Origin of the sequence: Halobacteriovorax sp. GB3 (genome assembly GCF_028649655.1) — a bacterium.
Classification (GTDB): domain Bacteria; phylum Bdellovibrionota; class Bacteriovoracia; order Bacteriovoracales; family Bacteriovoracaceae; genus BSW11-IV.
The window spans coordinates 711,840-727,778 of the sequence record NZ_JAQSLN010000003.1 but is presented as its reverse complement, the minus strand read 5'-3'; the positions used below and the strand labels follow the sequence as shown (position 1 = coordinate 727,778).

At 37.9% G+C, this 15,939-nt stretch carries 12 protein-coding genes; 6 read left to right on the top strand and 6 right to left on the bottom strand.

Features of this window, described 5'->3' with window-relative positions; genetic code table 11:
- Positions 1-42: 42 nt before the first annotated feature.
- Positions 43-3,213, top strand: a complete 3,171-nt coding sequence (locus HBN50_RS09730) for an efflux RND transporter permease subunit (protein ID WP_273869540.1) — start codon at positions 43-45, stop codon at positions 3,211-3,213.
- Between the two features lie 190 nt (positions 3,214-3,403).
- Here the strand turns inward: HBN50_RS09730 and HBN50_RS09725 are convergent, their stop codons facing one another.
- The 3 genes from HBN50_RS09725 to HBN50_RS09715 form a co-directional block, all read right to left on the bottom strand.
- The gene (locus HBN50_RS09725; protein WP_273869539.1) at positions 3,404-3,778 is read right to left on the bottom strand and encodes a hypothetical protein; all 375 of its coding nucleotides are present in this window, start codon (positions 3,776-3,778) and stop codon (positions 3,404-3,406) included.
- 246 nt (positions 3,779-4,024) lie between these two features.
- Positions 4,025-4,480 carry a hypothetical protein gene (locus HBN50_RS09720; RefSeq protein ID WP_273869538.1) on the bottom strand — a complete coding sequence of 152 codons (456 nt, stop codon included), beginning with the start codon at positions 4,478-4,480 and terminating at the stop codon, positions 4,025-4,027.
- A gap of 100 nt (positions 4,481-4,580) precedes the next feature.
- A complete protein-coding gene (locus HBN50_RS09715) occupies positions 4,581-5,498 on the bottom strand; it encodes an arginase family protein (RefSeq protein ID WP_273869537.1) in 918 nt (305 codons plus the stop codon).
- Between the two features lie 56 nt (positions 5,499-5,554).
- Here HBN50_RS09715 and HBN50_RS09710 point away from each other — a divergent pair, with 56 nt between their 5' ends.
- Positions 5,555-7,096 (top strand): hypothetical protein, encoded by a 1,542-nt coding sequence (locus tag HBN50_RS09710; RefSeq protein WP_273869536.1) that lies wholly within the window; start codon positions 5,555-5,557, stop codon positions 7,094-7,096.
- Here HBN50_RS09710 and HBN50_RS09705 read toward each other — a convergent pair.
- A complete protein-coding gene (locus HBN50_RS09705) occupies positions 7,077-7,964 on the bottom strand; it encodes an MBL fold metallo-hydrolase (RefSeq protein ID WP_273869535.1) in 888 nt (295 codons plus the stop codon). The two genes, HBN50_RS09710 and HBN50_RS09705, sit on opposite strands and share 20 nt — an antisense overlap.
- Before the next feature lie 164 nt (positions 7,965-8,128).
- Between HBN50_RS09705 and sucC the strand changes: the two genes are divergently transcribed.
- From sucC to ndk, 3 genes are read left to right on the top strand one after another with little or no spacing between them, the layout of a single operon-like run.
- The gene (sucC, locus tag HBN50_RS09700; protein WP_273869534.1) at positions 8,129-9,301 is read left to right on the top strand and encodes an ADP-forming succinate--CoA ligase subunit beta; all 1,173 of its coding nucleotides are present in this window, start codon (positions 8,129-8,131) and stop codon (positions 9,299-9,301) included.
- On the top strand, positions 9,301-10,179 hold the full coding sequence (gene sucD, locus HBN50_RS09695) for a succinate--CoA ligase subunit alpha (protein WP_273869533.1): 879 nt from the start codon (positions 9,301-9,303) through the stop codon (positions 10,177-10,179). The genes sucC and sucD overlap by 1 nt, the downstream gene beginning before the upstream one ends.
- Positions 10,180-10,197: 18 nt before the next feature.
- Positions 10,198-10,626 carry a nucleoside-diphosphate kinase gene (gene ndk, locus HBN50_RS09690; protein WP_273870852.1) on the top strand — a complete coding sequence of 143 codons (429 nt, stop codon included), beginning with the start codon at positions 10,198-10,200 and terminating at the stop codon, positions 10,624-10,626.
- A gap of 42 nt (positions 10,627-10,668) precedes the next feature.
- Here ndk and HBN50_RS09685 read toward each other — a convergent pair whose 3' ends face one another.
- Positions 10,669-12,180: a hypothetical protein gene (locus HBN50_RS09685; RefSeq protein WP_273869532.1), complete on the bottom strand. Its 1,512-nt coding sequence runs from the start codon at positions 12,178-12,180 to the stop codon at positions 10,669-10,671.
- A gap of 5 nt (positions 12,181-12,185) precedes the next feature.
- A complete protein-coding gene (locus tag HBN50_RS09680; RefSeq protein WP_273869530.1) occupies positions 12,186-14,774 on the bottom strand; it encodes a hypothetical protein in 2,589 nt (862 codons plus the stop codon).
- Between the two features lie 167 nt (positions 14,775-14,941).
- Here HBN50_RS09680 and HBN50_RS09675 point away from each other — a divergent pair, with 167 nt between their 5' ends.
- Positions 14,942-15,925, top strand: coding sequence for a hypothetical protein (locus HBN50_RS09675; RefSeq protein WP_273869529.1), 984 nt, complete (start codon positions 14,942-14,944; stop codon positions 15,923-15,925).
- The last annotated feature ends 14 nt before the right edge of the window (positions 15,926-15,939 follow it).

The following is a 15,939-nucleotide window of genomic DNA, read 5'->3' as shown; positions in this document are numbered from 1 at the left end:
AATTTCTCATGCTAAAAGATTTCAATCACTGTGGGGAATACAATGAAAAAGATTATTTATTATTTCATCGACAATAGTTTTGTCGTCAATTTACTTTCGGCCTTCCTTATCATTCTTGGCGTCATTTCTCTTTTAACGACAAATCGTTCTTTAATGCCTCCTTGGGAAATGAAGCAAATTGATATTAATGTATCAATCCCTGGAGCAACTGCAAATCAAGTTGAGTACTATGTTACTTTTCCAATTGAGGAGGCCATTTCTTCTTTTGCTGGAATTGAAGAAATCAAATCAACCTCTTCTCCCGGTTATTCTCAAATTAAATTAACTCTCAGTGATAGTTTTAATGACGAAAAAGAACTAAAAGATAAGGTTGAATCAAGTATTAATAATCTCAAGTCCAATCTTCCTCGAGATATACGCTCTATAGAAGTAAAGCAAATCAAATCAACCGAGTTTTGGGTAGCTTCTATGAATCTTTTAAAATTTGATTACCAGTCCAGTGATCATCGAGAACTTCTAAAAAGCTTTATTCAAGAAATTAAAAGGCTTCCTGGAATTAGTAACGTTTACGAATATACAAGTGCTCCTTCTGTTATTTTAAATTTTAGGACCGATGCGCTTTCTCGATATCAAATCAATCTCTTATCCGTTCACCAAAAAATACAGGATTACTTTCAATTTGTTCCCATTGGAAGAATTACTAAGAATGGAAAGACGACCAATATTGAGATTAAGCAAAATTATAATGATTTAAATGATCTTAAAAATCTCATTGTAAGAGGAAATAGTTCGGGCTCTCTAGTTCGACTAAAAGACCTCGCTGAAGTTCGATTCGGCCAGTTTAAAAGAAGTAACATCAGTCTCATCGATGGAAAAGAAGTCGCAGGAATGGATGTTTTCAAGGATCAATCCAGCGATGTTATTAATATCGTCAATGCTATCAATGAGGTTGTCGAGAAATTTAACAAAGAACATTCTGTTCAGGTTGAAGCGAAGATGACTGTTGATGGTTCCTCATTTTTAAAGAGACAGCTTCGAACCCTTAATAGTAATGGAATCGCTGGATTCGTTTTGGTTCTTGTTACTTTATTTCTCTTCTTTGGCGCTAAAAACTCGCTTATGACAAGCTTTGGTCTGCCTCTTAGTTATCTAACAACCTTTACTGTTCTTTCCGTTTTAGGAGTTGGAATTGATTTAATTTCAGTCATCGGTATGCTTCTTGTTGTAGGTATCCTTGTCGATGATGCCATCATTGTCTCCGAACAATATACTCAATACCTTGAAGCTGGAAAAGAACCTCGAGAGGCCGCCTACCTGGCCGTTCAAAAGACTATGCTTCCTGTTACAGGAACTGTTGCAACGACTGTTGTGGCCTTTTTACCGATACTCTTAAATGATGGAGGTGTTGGGAAGATTCTTAGGGGGATTCCAATTGTCGTTATCTCTTCGCTGGCCATGAGCTGGATCGAATCATTCTTTATCCTTCCTAATCACTTGGCCCATTTTGTGAAAGTTCCACCTAAGAAAAAGAAAAAAGGAATCTTTGATAAAATCAAATATTTTTATACCTCGACACTAGGTCAAGTTCTTCGTTTTCGCTATCTCGTCGTGATTTCTTTTTTTGCTATGATGATTGGAAGCTTTATTTTAGCGAGTAAGAAAGTTCCTATGGTTTTTAACCTTCGAATTGGAAATGAAGCTGTTAAGCTTGTGACTATTTTAAAAGAGTCTGATTCAGTTGAACAAACTCGAGATAAATTAGCTCCTATATTTAAGATCGTTCAATCAATTGATCCAAAGAAGTATCAAAATTGGAGCGCTCAGATTGGACAAGTTTGGTATAACGGAGAGAAGAGTGAAGGTGAGCGCTTTGCAGGAATTCGCATTACTTTTTCAGAAGAGCACGATAGTTATAAAGAGGACTTCGAATTCATTAAGAATTATCTAGAAAAAGAAATCGAAAAATTAGATAAAGAACCATTTGAAGTTTTAACAATTGAGAAGAATATCGCGGGACACGATAATGCGAGAGAAAACGCACTCTCGTTGAGTGTTAAAGCAACAGATAATCTCGATGATTACCTTCTTGAAAAAAGAATCAAAGACCTAACGAAAGAGGCGAAGGGCCTAAAGAAAGTTTATCGTGATTCTCGCTTTCATGCCAAGGGTTGGATCTTCTATCCTAATGAGGAGCAGCTCCACTCTTACGGTGTTTCTCGTTATGATCTCGCTAGCTATATTCGTGGATTTGTCGATCGATCACTCGTGCATGAGTTTAGAAAAAATGGTGAACTCACAAACGTCTATTCTTATATCGAAGATTCCAATGAACTGACGTTTGAAAAGCTCAATGGTCTCTCATTCATTTTGGCCAATGGAACGAAAGTGGCACTCGTGAAACTTGGAAGCTGGAAAAAAGAAGAGTCCGTTGCAAAGATCTTACATGTCGATGGACTTAAGACTTTCGAATGGGATCTTTCTTTTGATCCTGAGCTTGTAAAAAAAGAAATCTTTCAAAAAGAAGTCGATAAATTAATTGCTCCCCTTAAAAAGGAATTTCCAAACGCGCAAATTGCACTGGAAGATGCAGATATTCAATCTAAAAAGAATAAGTCCTCGATGGGAAAGATTGTGGCCACGTGCTTACTTCTCATTTTTCTCGTTCTTGCTCTTATTTTGAAATCACTGGTCCAACCTGTTCTCATTGTCATGGCAATTCCTTTTGGTTTGACTGGTGTCATTCTAGCTTTTTACTTTCATGATCAGGCCATTAACATTATGGCCATGGTTGGAATAATTGGAATGGCAGGAGTTGTTGTTAATGACTCTTTAATTCTTGTGGATACAATCAACTCCCTGGCCAGAGCAATGGGTGAGAGGAGCCGTCAAATTATTGTCAATGCAGCTTCAAGTCGATTTAGACCAATCATCATTACGTCTCTAACGACTCTCGGTGGAGTCTTTCCCATGGCCTATGGGATAGGTGGAGATTCTGGATTTTCGAAAACCTTGGCACTCGCTATGGGCTGGGGTCTACTTTTTGCAACATTTCTCACTCTTTACTTGCTCCCTGCTTTGATTGAGACGACTTTTGATTTTTTGAATCTCTTTAAAAAGATAAAACGAAAACTTTCCAAAGCAGATCAGTCTTTTGATTCAGATGAAGGAGAGGGGTCAAAAAAACAACGCGAAGACGCACCAAGTCTGTCATAAATATGACGATTCTGTAGGGCGCTATCCACGTTAAATCAGCTACTTATGTTGCAGTTGAGTCGTCCGAAAAGTTGGCACGCACTTTGCTATATAGAGGGTGTGTGTGTAGGAGCTATTGAAGAAAGGATTTTTTCATACTCCGTCGAATGTCTCTCAAAAAAGCCCGCGACCAATCATCGCGGGTTTTTTTTTACTTGTTCTTATTACATATCTTCTTAAGATCTATGGCCGCGTCTAAAAGGAGCATTCCTGGCGAATCTTCACCCGTTCTATATTCACTAGGCAGGTCTTGGTATTCTCGAAGCCCTTTTTGAATCATAGGACGAGCTTCATAACAGTAGTCTTTAATTAAACTTCTAATCTCGCTTGAATTTCCTGTTGAACATGCGGATGTAATTTCTATGCTTTTTTCTACAAAGAAGTCGGTCTCATGATATTTACCTAGTTGATACAATTGCCAATTTACAGTTAGTGCCGTCGCATTAATATTAGTCAGCGATTCACATTGATTTGCATAGGTATGGACTGAAGTTAGTGCAATTAAGCTAATGAGAAGTTTTTTCACGGTGCCTCCTAAGTTGTTTTATTTCCTTGTTTCTAAATACTGTTTTAATACATATAGAAAAAAGTATTCTATTTTTGATGGGCAATGAAATGATTACAATTTGATAAAAAGAGGTCTTTAGGTTGTTGTTGTATCAACGATTAGTTAGGGCACTATACTTAAGGAGTTATTTTGAACTTATTGATTGGTCGGCAATCTATTTAAGTGAAAGGCCCGTTTCAACGGGCCACGCTATGAAAGATTATTCTAGTTGTGAAGGTGCACTTCTTCAAACATATGGTCGTGTAGAAATCTTCTTTGATCTTTACCTAGCATCTTAGTTACTTTTTCAAAGGCACCAATCATGATGTTAAGCTTCTTATTATAGAGCTTTTGAACCTGTCTTTTAACTTCGTGTACTTTTTGATCGTTATATTTCGGGTTAACTAGTTCTTTAAAGAGCATGATCTTAAGCTTTCTAATGTCCTGGTTAATTTCGTAAGTTTGAGACCAAACCTCGTCATGCATCGACATGAATTGCTCTTTCTGCTCTTCAGTGATTCCTTTTCCATGAGAGAGAACTTTTCTCATTCTCATCATCATTTCTTCTCTAGAGCCAACATTTGTCATTTGACTCTTTTCTTTTTGGATTTCTCTTTGAGTTTGCCCTGCACATGAAGTTAGAAGTGAGACAAGTGCGATGGCCGAAAGTAGTTTTTTCATTCTGATTCCTTATTTTTTTGTTTAACACATTCTCTTTATAGTTAATCGAAGTGGATTAAACTTTATTTTATCCTAGATAAAAAGATGACCTTTATCATGTTTAGAATAAAAAGGCATAAATTAGAGCACTGAGGTAGCGGGCCCCTTTCTGCGAGAGATCATCAAAGAGGGGATTGTACTCGTAAATACCCAGATACTTTCTCTCTTGCTTAAGCTCCTTGTACCAAGTGAAAATCTGTTCAACACAGTTGGCCGGAATTCCTTTGTGATTAACGGCACTAACACCAGACATGATATCACTTGAAAGAGCATCACAATCAAGACTCAAAACGACGGTGTAATCACGAAAATTTTCAGTGAGCTCGTCGAGCTTTGGACTAATGTTCTGTGTAAAGCTTTTAGTCCACTCTCTCATTTGATCGAGACCGTATATATCCATTTCACCCGTTTTTAGCTTTTGATAATTGCTCTTCGCGTTGGCGAAATCGTGAATACCTAGTTGAATGAGCTTAAATTCTCCCGTGGTTTCATTGGCAAATTGTCTAAAGGGAGTGCCCGAGTGGTAGAGCTCATCTGTTCGCGTATCAAGGTGAGCATCGATATTGATGACAAGGATTTTTCTCGATTCTTTTTCAATAGACTTCAAAAGAGGGTAGACATGATCATGACCTCCTCCAAAGTGGATAATATTTTTTGAACTCTCTGCCAGTCCTTGCGTTATATTTTCGATCTCTTTTTCTTGAAGTCTGTTGAAGTCATGAGCATCACGATCTGTGATGACTGTTTTTTCTTTCAGGCTTAAAGACTCGCCGTTTTGAACCTGCATCTTTTTTAAGCAGTTCATTATATTTTGAGCTGCGTAGCGAGTCCCTCTTCTTCCGCCGTTTCGACAAACACCAATATCACTTTTTGCTAAGAGGAACAGATGCTCTACTTGGTCATCGCTAAAGTAGGCCTGGAGGCGATCGCCTGCTCGTTTTGAGAGTTGTTCTTCTATTTCTTTAAAATCTTCTTTCATAAATGTTTCCAAGAGCTTGTGATTGTTTAAAGGAGAGTATAGCATGTTAGTATATTATGAATAAAGTATGGTTTGTTGTTGAAAATAATCAAATGCTCGGTCCTCTGGATCGCTCTCATGTTCTCGCTCTTTTGAGTGAAGGGGAGCTACGTGGAGAGAGTCTTCTAAAGAAGAAGGGGCATGATGAACTCTTTCGAGTCGACACGCTTGAAGAGTTTGAAGAGTTCTTTTCTCTTCCAGATCTACCTATTCAGCCAGAAGTTCTTCCCGAGCTTCCTGAACTACCTCCACTTCCTCCCGTTGATCTTAATGAAAGTGAAGAATTTGAGTTAAATGATTCTGATGACATCTATGAAATAGATGAAGATGAAATATCGGATGTGTCACAAGAGGATGTTCCTCCTATTGATCAACCACCGCTTGATATTCCTGAAGTCACTACTGTTCCAGAAAATGTTGAGCTTGAGCACGAAGAAGTTGTTTCCAAGGTCGATGAAATTCCTGATGAGCTTGCCGATGAATATATCGAAGAGTATGAAGAGCTTCCTGAACTCGAAACTGAACTCGATGAATCTGAAGATCTCTTAGAAGAACAACCAATCAAAGACTTTAGAAAGTTCTCTCACTCATCTGTCGTCTTAGTGATTGTTGGTGTAAGTGTCATGTTAAGTGCTCTTGGGATCGCTTACTTTTTTACAAAACCAAAGCTTGTTAATAATGAGCCTACTAATATTGTGGTTACTCAGCTGAGACAGTTGCAAAAAGTAGCCTATGCTAAACCTACTCCTTTGCAATTTGATCTGGCCCTCAATAGAGAGAGTTCTTTAATTTGGATGGCCTCTAATTTAAAAGGACTATTTGAAGTTCAAGTTGAGTTCAAATCCATCAAGGGCAAGACTTTGAGTGATAGTGAGACGATCTTCAGTGCAAGGGGAACTTTGAATGAGCATTTTGGTTCTCTTACAGACTTTCGTTATGAAAAGGGAATCAAAATAGATCACGGTGAATATGCTGTGACGATTCTTTATCGACCGATGGGATTAAAGTCGAAGCTCGATTCCAAAGGCCAAGAAATCCCTTTCAAAACTTATAAGAGAAATAGTCTTCTTTATCCAAAAGAAGCGCAAGAATTCCTTTCAAAACTTGAAGAGAGAAAGAAGGCCAAGAAAAAGGCCATTATTGATCCACTCAATCAAAGACTGGAACTTTATAAAACACTTCGTTCATTTACAATGCGATCAAGAGACTCTTACTTTAGACTCCTTGATAAGGCCTTAAACGGTGCTTCTGTAGATGAATTTGAACAAGAGTACCATCAGTATATTGGCCCTCTCTACAATGGGATCGTCATTAAAATTAATCAAAGAGTGAAGCTCAATGATAGTGAAACAGGTTTCTATGAAGACCTTTTCACATCTTATAAAGAATATGGATCACTGGTTAGTGATATGGTGACGTCAACTCGCTCAAAGAGATGGCTTAGAAAGAACGTAAAAAAGAAGCTTCGGGATGTCTTTGAGCGAAAGATCTCAACTTTCTTAGAAGAGATCGACGCTCAAATTAAATCATTAGAAGATCTTATTTCAAAAGCTCAGTAGCCAACTCTTCTTTGGCCTCATAACGCTTCTTTGCCACGTATTTCTTTCTCTCGTTTAATTCAATATCAGCACCCCAATAAAGTGGGTCGTGTTCAAAGATGGCCGTTAGATTTTTATCAATAACAAAATCGAGAAACTCTCTTTTGTATTTTGTCGTGACTCCTGGTTCTATGTCATAGCCCATGACCCAAGGGATATGAATGTGATTGCTCGTTGGGATGAGATCTGACAGGTAGATGAATTTGTCATCATAGGGATGCATGAGCCAAGGAGTATGACCAAAAGAGCACTTAAATCGAAGATCTCCTTGTGGCATAGAGATGAGTAGACCCTCAGTTCCTTCGTGCCAATGAATTTGATTTTTATCCTTATACCAATCAACTATGGGATTAAAGACATGCATATGAAAGGAGCCACCGTCTCTTTCTGTCGGGTTATTTGCATATTGGTAATGCTCTTTGTGTAGATGGAGAGTCGCCTTTGAAAAAACTGGCTCGAGCTGCCCCTCTTTTTCAATGGCAATACCTCCGATGTGATCAAAGTGCATATGGGAGATAATAAGATCTGTCACATCATCAACAGACAGACCAATGGCCGCGAGAGCTTTAGAAAGAGGTTCTTTTCCTTGGCGAACATCAAATTGATTATCGAATTTTTCACCGTGATAATCTCCAATTCCTGTGTCTATGAGGATGACTTTCTCATCAGTCCTAATAAGCTGAAGGCGAAGGGCCATATCAATTCTGTTGTGTTCATCACTAGGATGTACCTTGCTCCAAAGCGGACGAGGGATGATTCCAAACATTGCACCGCCATCAAGTCTAAATTTTGCCGGTTGTAAACAGTAATATTGTTTATTTTTAAGCATCGTAACGCTCCTTTTTCCTTATATTATCCTCTTTTTTTATAGTTGATCAAAATAATCAAAAGAAATCAACTTGTTATGGAACAGTGCTCCTAGTATGATAGGTGCGTCATGACTATTATTGAATCAACTTTGATTCCAAACATAAAAATCTTAGGAGTTTTTTTATGAACGTACACGAGTACCAGGCCAAGGCGCTGATGAAAGATATCGGTCTTAATGTCCTTGGAGGCCAGGTAGCAAAGACTGTGGACGAAGCAGTAGAGGGAGCTAAAAAGCTCGGTGGTAACATTTGGGTTGTTAAGGCGCAAATTCACGCTGGTGGCCGTGGAAAGGCTGGAGGGGTTAAGCTTGCTAAGTCTCTTGACGAAGTAAAGCTTCACGCTGAAGACATTCTAGGTAAAACACTAGTAACGCACCAAACAGGACCTGAAGGTAAGAAAGTTCACACTCTTCTTATTGAAGAAGGATGTGACATTGCTCACGAATACTATGCAGGTGTCGTCCTGGATAGATCGACGGGTAAAGTTACAATGATGGCTTCTTCTGAAGGTGGAGTGGAGATCGAAAAGGTCGCCGAAGAAACTCCAGAAAAGATCATTAAAGTAGCAGTTGATCCAGCAGCTGGTTTCACTCCATATGTTGGTAGAAAACTTGCTTACGGTATTGGTCTTAAAGATAAAGAAGAAGTGAAAGAAGCTTCTAAGTTTTTCAAAGGACTTTACGACCTTTATCTTGCAAAAGATTGTTCAATTGCTGAAATTAACCCACTAGTAAAAACTAAGTCGGGTGACTTCATTGCTCTTGATGCAAAACTAAACTTTGATGACAACGCTCTTTTTAGACAAAAAGAAGTTGCCGCTATGATGGACCCAACAGAAGAGAGTGAAAAAGAACTCGAAGCTAATGAGTACGGTCTTTCATATATCGCGCTTGATGGAAACATTGGGTGTCTTGTAAATGGTGCAGGACTTGCGATGGGTACAATGGATATTATTAAGCTTCACGGTGGTGAGCCAGCGAACTTCCTTGACGTAGGTGGTGGAGCAACTAAAGAAGCTGTTCAAAAAGCTTTCTCAATTATCCTTTCTGATGACAATGTAAAAGCTATTCTTGTGAACATCTTTGGTGGGATCATGAAATGTGACATTATCGCTGAAGGTGTTGTTGCTGCAGCTAAAGAACTTGGAATTCAGGTTCCTCTTGTTGTTAGACTTGAGGGAACAAACGTTGCACTTGGAAAGAAGATTCTTAATGAGTCTGACCTTGAAATCGTTGCAGCTGATGATCTAGGTGATGCGGCTAAGAAAGTTGTTGAAGCTGCTAAAGGGGAGGCATAATGGCCATTCTAATTAACAGAGACACAAAACTAATTACAGTAGGTTTTACTGGTAAACAAGGAACTTTCCACTCTCTTCAATCAAGAGATTATGGAACAAATTTTGTTGGTGGTGTTACTCCTGGTAAAGGTGGAACAGTTCACGAAGGTTTCCCTGTTTTCAATACAACTAAAGAAGCAATGGAAAAAACTGGTGCTAATGCCGCTATGATCATGGTTCCACCTCCATTTGCTGCTGACTCAATTCTTGAGTGTATCGACGCTGAAATGCCACTTGTTATCTGTATCACAGAAGGAATTCCTATTCTTGATATGGTAAAAGTAAAGGCTGCTCTTCAGGGTTCTAAAACAAGATTGATTGGGCCAAACTGTCCAGGTCTTATCACTCCAGGTGAGTGTAAGATTGGAATTATGCCAGGTCACATCCATATGCCAGGTAAAGTTGGTGTTGTTTCACGTTCAGGTACTCTAACTTATGAAGCGGTATATCAGCTTACTCAAAGAGATATCGGTCAATCATCATGTGTTGGTATCGGTGGAGACCCTGTAAATGGGACAGACTTCATTGACGTGCTAGAGCTTTTCGAGAATGATCCGGAAACTGAAGCTGTTATCATGATCGGTGAGATCGGTGGTTCAGCTGAAACAGATGCTGGTCGTTGGATTCAAAAGAATATGACAAAGCCAGTTGTATCTTTCATCGCAGGTGCATCAGCGCCTCCGGGTAAGAGAATGGGACACGCTGGTGCGATCATCGGTGGATCTGATGATACTGCAGAAGCAAAGTTCAAGATCCTTGAAGAATGTGGTGTAACAGTATGCCGCTCTCCAAGTGAACTTGGTCAAAAAATGGAAGAAGTTCTAAAAAATAGAAAGTAATCGACTTTTTTAAGGAGAATAAAAATGGAAAGAACGCTATCAATCATTAAGCCAAACGCTGCGCTTGATAACAACATCGGAAACATCGTAAAGAGATTTGAAGGTGAAAACCTAAGAATCGCTGCTATGAAACTTACTGTACTTTCAAAAGAAAAAGCAGAAGGTTTTTATATTGAGCACAAAGAAAGACCATTCTTTGGTGAGCTAGTATCATTCATGACTTCAGGACCTGTAGTACTTATCGTTCTTGAAGGTGAAAATGCAGTTGAGAAAAACAGAGAAATCATGGGTGCAACTAACCCTGCTGAAGCTGCTGAGAACACACTTAGAAAGCTTTATGCAAAATCAATCGGTGAAAACGCTGTTCACGGATCTGATTCTCTTGCTTCTGCTGATAGAGAGATTAACTACTTTTTCGACAAGAACGAAGTATTCTCAAGATTCTAATTCAAAAAAAAATAAGGCTCACTTCGGTGGGCCTTTTTTTGCCTATGATCTAATTGGGTTTTTATCTAACTCTTTCAATAAATCAGGAGTTGATTTACTTAGACTCCTAAGAATAATGTCTTCTAATTCTTTCTGATCTTTCTCATTTCCATTTATGTAATCAATAAGCACATCGGTAGAGAGGTTTTCTGTCACTTCCTTAATCGTGTCTACGAGATCAAATGTTGTTAGCGACTTATTATCATTTTCTCGCTCGACACTTGAGAGCTTATTAACAAGCTGGTTTCGAACAATTTCTAAATACTTCTTTCTAAGATCAACTTTCTTCATGAGTTCATGATTCGTCTTTTCTTTGGCCTCTTTGATTTTCTGCGCTCTTTTAAGCTCAAATAGATCTTTTGAGTAACTTTTTCTAGTTTCTTTTATTTCTTCAATTAGCTCATCGAGTTCATTGGTCGTGTAGTCTTTATACTTTTGTATAAGCTCATTTCGATAGGCAACCTCATCAAAGCCTTCGGGCTTTTCTTGTACGAGGTAGAATTCAAGAAGAAGATCGACATAGTTTTTAAGAGTAATTTCTTGGGCCCTATCAAGAGTTTTACTGTTGATAGCACTTTCAATACCACTTGAGTATTGATAGGTCATATACAGCATGCTGATAGAGCTTGCTGCTATAATAGCGCTTTTGGCATGGTTTATCGCTAGCTGAGCTGTGGCCCTGTTCTTGTATTTTTTAAGAATTATATCAGAGGCCTTATCGATTCCTTCAAAAGCGATTAATTCGAGCTCCTCTTTCGTGAAATTAAAGCGAACCATTTCCTTTGAAAGGCCTAGGGCCGGAAGTGAGATCATTGCAGTGAAAGTCTTCTTAAATATACTTTTTGTTTTTCCTACTGGATCGAGTCGCTCTAATAAGCTATTTCTAGCATGAAAGTGACGCTGAAGATTCTCCTCAAGTGATCCCTCTAAAGAGGCGAGAATAATTTTTTTGTAGACGAGCTCTTTAGCATTTAGACCAAAGTAACTCAATAGAGTGTTAACTCCCTGAGGGTCGACTCTATTGGCCATATATTGTGCATGAACGATGTCTTTTAATTGCCTGGGGCTAATTCCGTAACTAAAGTCGAGGCGATTGATTTTCTTAAAGAGATTATTTAGGTATTTCTTTTTAGAACGAGAGAGTGTTTTATCAAGCAATTGTGCTTCAATACTTGTGAGATTGTATTTATCGTACTCTGTAATAGCGTCAATAAAGGCAATCTTCTTTTCGAGCGTTTCAAAATAATCTTTTTGTAGTTTTTCAATTAAGACCTCTGTGGTCTTATTCTCTTCAAGAAGGCCTTTTATATAATCTCGCTCTTTGAGATAGCTTCTGTGATCAAAGTTATCCACAATTTCTATTCCATTGACAAAGATATTGTAGTTTTCTTTAAATTTAGAATAGTGCTTAAAGCAATTTTTAAAATTAAAAGAACTTGGCCCACGCTTTTGAAGTGTATTCATCGAGCATGAACTTAGAAGTATCATGGATAATAGGAGAGGTGTCTTTTTCATATCTTTTACTCTTCGTTCACTTGTTTAAGGAGCCAGTGCGCCTGGTTCTTTCTTCTATAGTTTCTAAAGGCACAGACGTGCGATGAATTCACTTCTCGTAAATCTTTTTTAGAACCGTAGTTCTCGCTCTTTTTAAGGGCCTTTTGATACTGGTAAATCATATCGTTGTAACTCATTGTGAGACTTGAACCATGTTCATCTAAGAGCATTGGGTCGAAGCTCTCAAGGCGTGAGTCTAGGCAGTAGTCGAGATACTTATCTTTATTTTTAAAAGCAAGAGACTGAATACAGAATCTCGCTTTTGTTGCACGTATACTATTGTATTCATCTTCTCTTGTGATGACCTTATCTACATCTCCTTGAAGAATTGGAAATTCATAGCGATCTCCTCGATAGAAGATATTAAAAAAGAACTTACCAAGTCCAAGACTTGGAATATAAGAGTCTTTTGCAAGATCACTTATATTCTTTTTAGTTATGTTGATATCACTATTATTTTTTCCACTTTCAATTAAATCCAATTCGCGAATAAAACGAATCATGTAATCTGAAAAAAGTCTTTCAATATTAGCGATATTCGTCTGGTTAATATATTGGGCCATGTTAAGTTGAGTCAACATACTCGCAGGATCAGATCCGATAGAGTCGTTCATAAGACGACTAAGAAGATCATTCCCTGATACTAAGAGTAGATCTTTTTGATACTCAGTCATATTGATTTTATTTTTAATATTGAATGAGTAGTCGTAGCGAACAAATGTATTTAAACGTGTCATCATGAATGATTCACGTTGTAAGAGAATATTGAATTGATCGTAGACTGTATCAATGAGATCGATATATGTTGAACCAAGCTGGCCTTTGGGATCACCCAAAACACGGATGGCCGCTTCAAAAGTTTTAAATTTATTGGTATCGTAAAAAAGCTGTAGTTTACCCTCGGAGTAGTCGGTGAGGAGTCGAAACTTTTCAAGAACAGCATCTATTTTTGTAATCGTATCAGCGATATTAGGAAGGATCTCAGGATCAACATAGTATTCACCTCTATGCTTTTCTAATTTGTTTCCAAATTTCGTTAGATAAGACTTAATGCGAATAAGAGAGTCTTTAACAGAAATCGTCTGACTCGTAACCGCTTCATCGACTAAGTTTCTAATATCGACAATGAAACGCTCTCTAAAGTATGCACTACCAGAACTAATGGCCTTATTTGTAAGGTCTTCAACCTGTCTTTCAATGATCTCTAAGAGTCTGTCAGGATCTTTAAAAGCAGGAATGTTTTCAAAAGATCCATCACCGATAACATATTTATCCCAGGCCATAACGAAACGACCTTCATTATTGGCCGCAACGGCCTCAGGAATTGTTCCAATACCCATGAAATACCAAGGCATTTCAATTTCTGGTACAACGATGTGGTAGAAGTTTACACTTCCTTGTTTAGAGTCTTGTCCCCATCCTCTTGCCGTCATTCCTACGAGTGCTTCAATTGTCTCAAGAAGATAGTTTCTCTTTTGTTTTATATTTTGAGCTGTTTTTGCGTAGTTGATTCTTCTATCACTTATGTAAGCAATCAAGTTGAAGTTATCAGAGAGCAATTTGTTAATGTTTTGAAGAACTGTGTTCTTATAAGTTGCATCGGTAATGAGCCTAGGCTTAACTCCAAATTGGACTCTTTGTAGCCAGTCTGTGACGATCTTAACTTCCCTGTTTAGAATAAAGTAACCTTCAAGAGGATTGTATTGATCCTTTTTGAACTCAGGAATCATTTCAGGTCTAGACTTTGAATACTCAATCATTTCGATTGCATCTTTAGCCGCGCAGTAGTTCTCTGTCGCAGATTCTAAGATACAAGAGATAGAGCTCCAGAATTCTGTAGCATTGATCTTTCCATAAATTTTAGAAAATTTCTTATTCTGAAGAAAGCTTACAAGACTTTCAACTGTCTTATTAATTCCCGAAGTGAAGATATCTCCACCACCCGCGACGGCAGAAATCATCTTTGTTGAAGCGTTTACTAAACTCCACGCTGCATTTGGATGATTGAGTAGACATTGTTCATGTTGAGGGAGTGCTTGAATAATACCATTGAGGGTTGAAACTCCACCTGCAAATAAATTTTCCGTTCTTAGATCTGACTTTTCGATATCTGTTTTAATAATTGAATTTTCAACGGCCTTAGCAAAGAGAATGCTAAGAGCATCAGAGCTTTGAGAGTATCTTGCGACATCTCTAATGACACCCATATCGATGCTGTTATTTTCTAGACCTTCAACTTTCATATCTGGTGCTAAGTTTTCAAGATTTGCAACATTGATTCCCTTAATGAGGCTTTGGCAATTTTCATCACCTTGGAGTTGTTCCATGACGCCTCTAATTTCGTCGAGCTGACTCAGGGCCTCTTGAACCCATTTTCCTTGAGAAATACAACTTCCTCCAAAAGAGAAGTTTGTAGAAGCTATACTTCTTAGTGGTGCTTTTGAGTTCTCACTCTTTGGCGCTTGCTCTTCGTAAAAATAAAGAGAGACACCTAGCGAGGTCGATAAAACTAAGGTGAAGATAATTTTCCACCATTCATTCAATGCTTTTTTCATTTAACATCCATTATCAAGACAAGTTGCAACTTCTGGCTTTTCGGTTTTTAAATGACGATCTTGAGTGAAAAGCTTGGGTATTGTGTGAAATTAGTAAGTTAGCTTGATTACTTGTCGTTTTCACATTCGATCTAAGAAGATAAAATAGGCTTAAGAAAGGCCTTAAAATGAAAAAAAAATTAGTTCAATCGTCACTTTTTCTCTTTGTTATTTTTTCGATAATTTTTTCGAATACAACTTATTCAAATGATATCTCCGAGATTTATTTCAACGTGCGATCAGCAATTTCTAAAGCGGATGATGAAAAGATAAAGACAAAGTTTAAAGATGTGACTTTTGTTTTTCTTCCTGGAATTCTTTCTGAAACAAGTATTGCTGATTCTAACCAGCCACTCAATGTATCAATTATTCTTGGAGACTATTTCAGAGACTACATGAATTACGCAAAAGAGATGGGGCTTAAGTATAAGCGAATCATTGTTGAGTCAGAAGATCCTGTTTCAAATAATGCGGCCTTTATTGAAGCAGAGCTTTCAAAGATTGAAGGGGATATTGTTATTATCTCTCATTCAAAAGGTGGGCCTGAATTTCTTTCAGTTATAATGAATAATACAAAAATTAAAAACCGCACAAAGGGATGGATCACAATGCAATCTCCCTTTTATGGCGCTTATATAGCCGATGTTCTAGGCGGTGGTCCCATTCTTGGAAGAGGCTCTAGGTGGATTTTTGATTTCTTTGGAGGAAGCATCGATGGGCTTCTTTCTATTTCAATGAAGCAGAGACAAGAGTTTCATAAAAAACATCAAGAGGCGATTGCTAAGGCCATGAAGGGGTTGAGGTTCATTCATTACCGATCTTCTATTGCCGATAGACCACTTGTTGAAACTCCACTTGAATTCACACGTGATCACATAGAAAAAAAATATGGAAAAAATGATGGTCTCGTAGAGCTTCGCTCAACACATTTTCCTTTTGGAGATAGTGTGATTGAAGAAGATGTGGATCATTTAACAACCGTTCTCGATTATAAGAGGCTTAGACTTCTTCCTCTTCGAAATAGAGAAACGAAGAATTGGAATTTCAATAAAGTGAATCATTTTAAGAGCTTACTTCTTTTACTCAATAAGAAAAACTTACATTATCTGTGAGTATAATTTGCTCT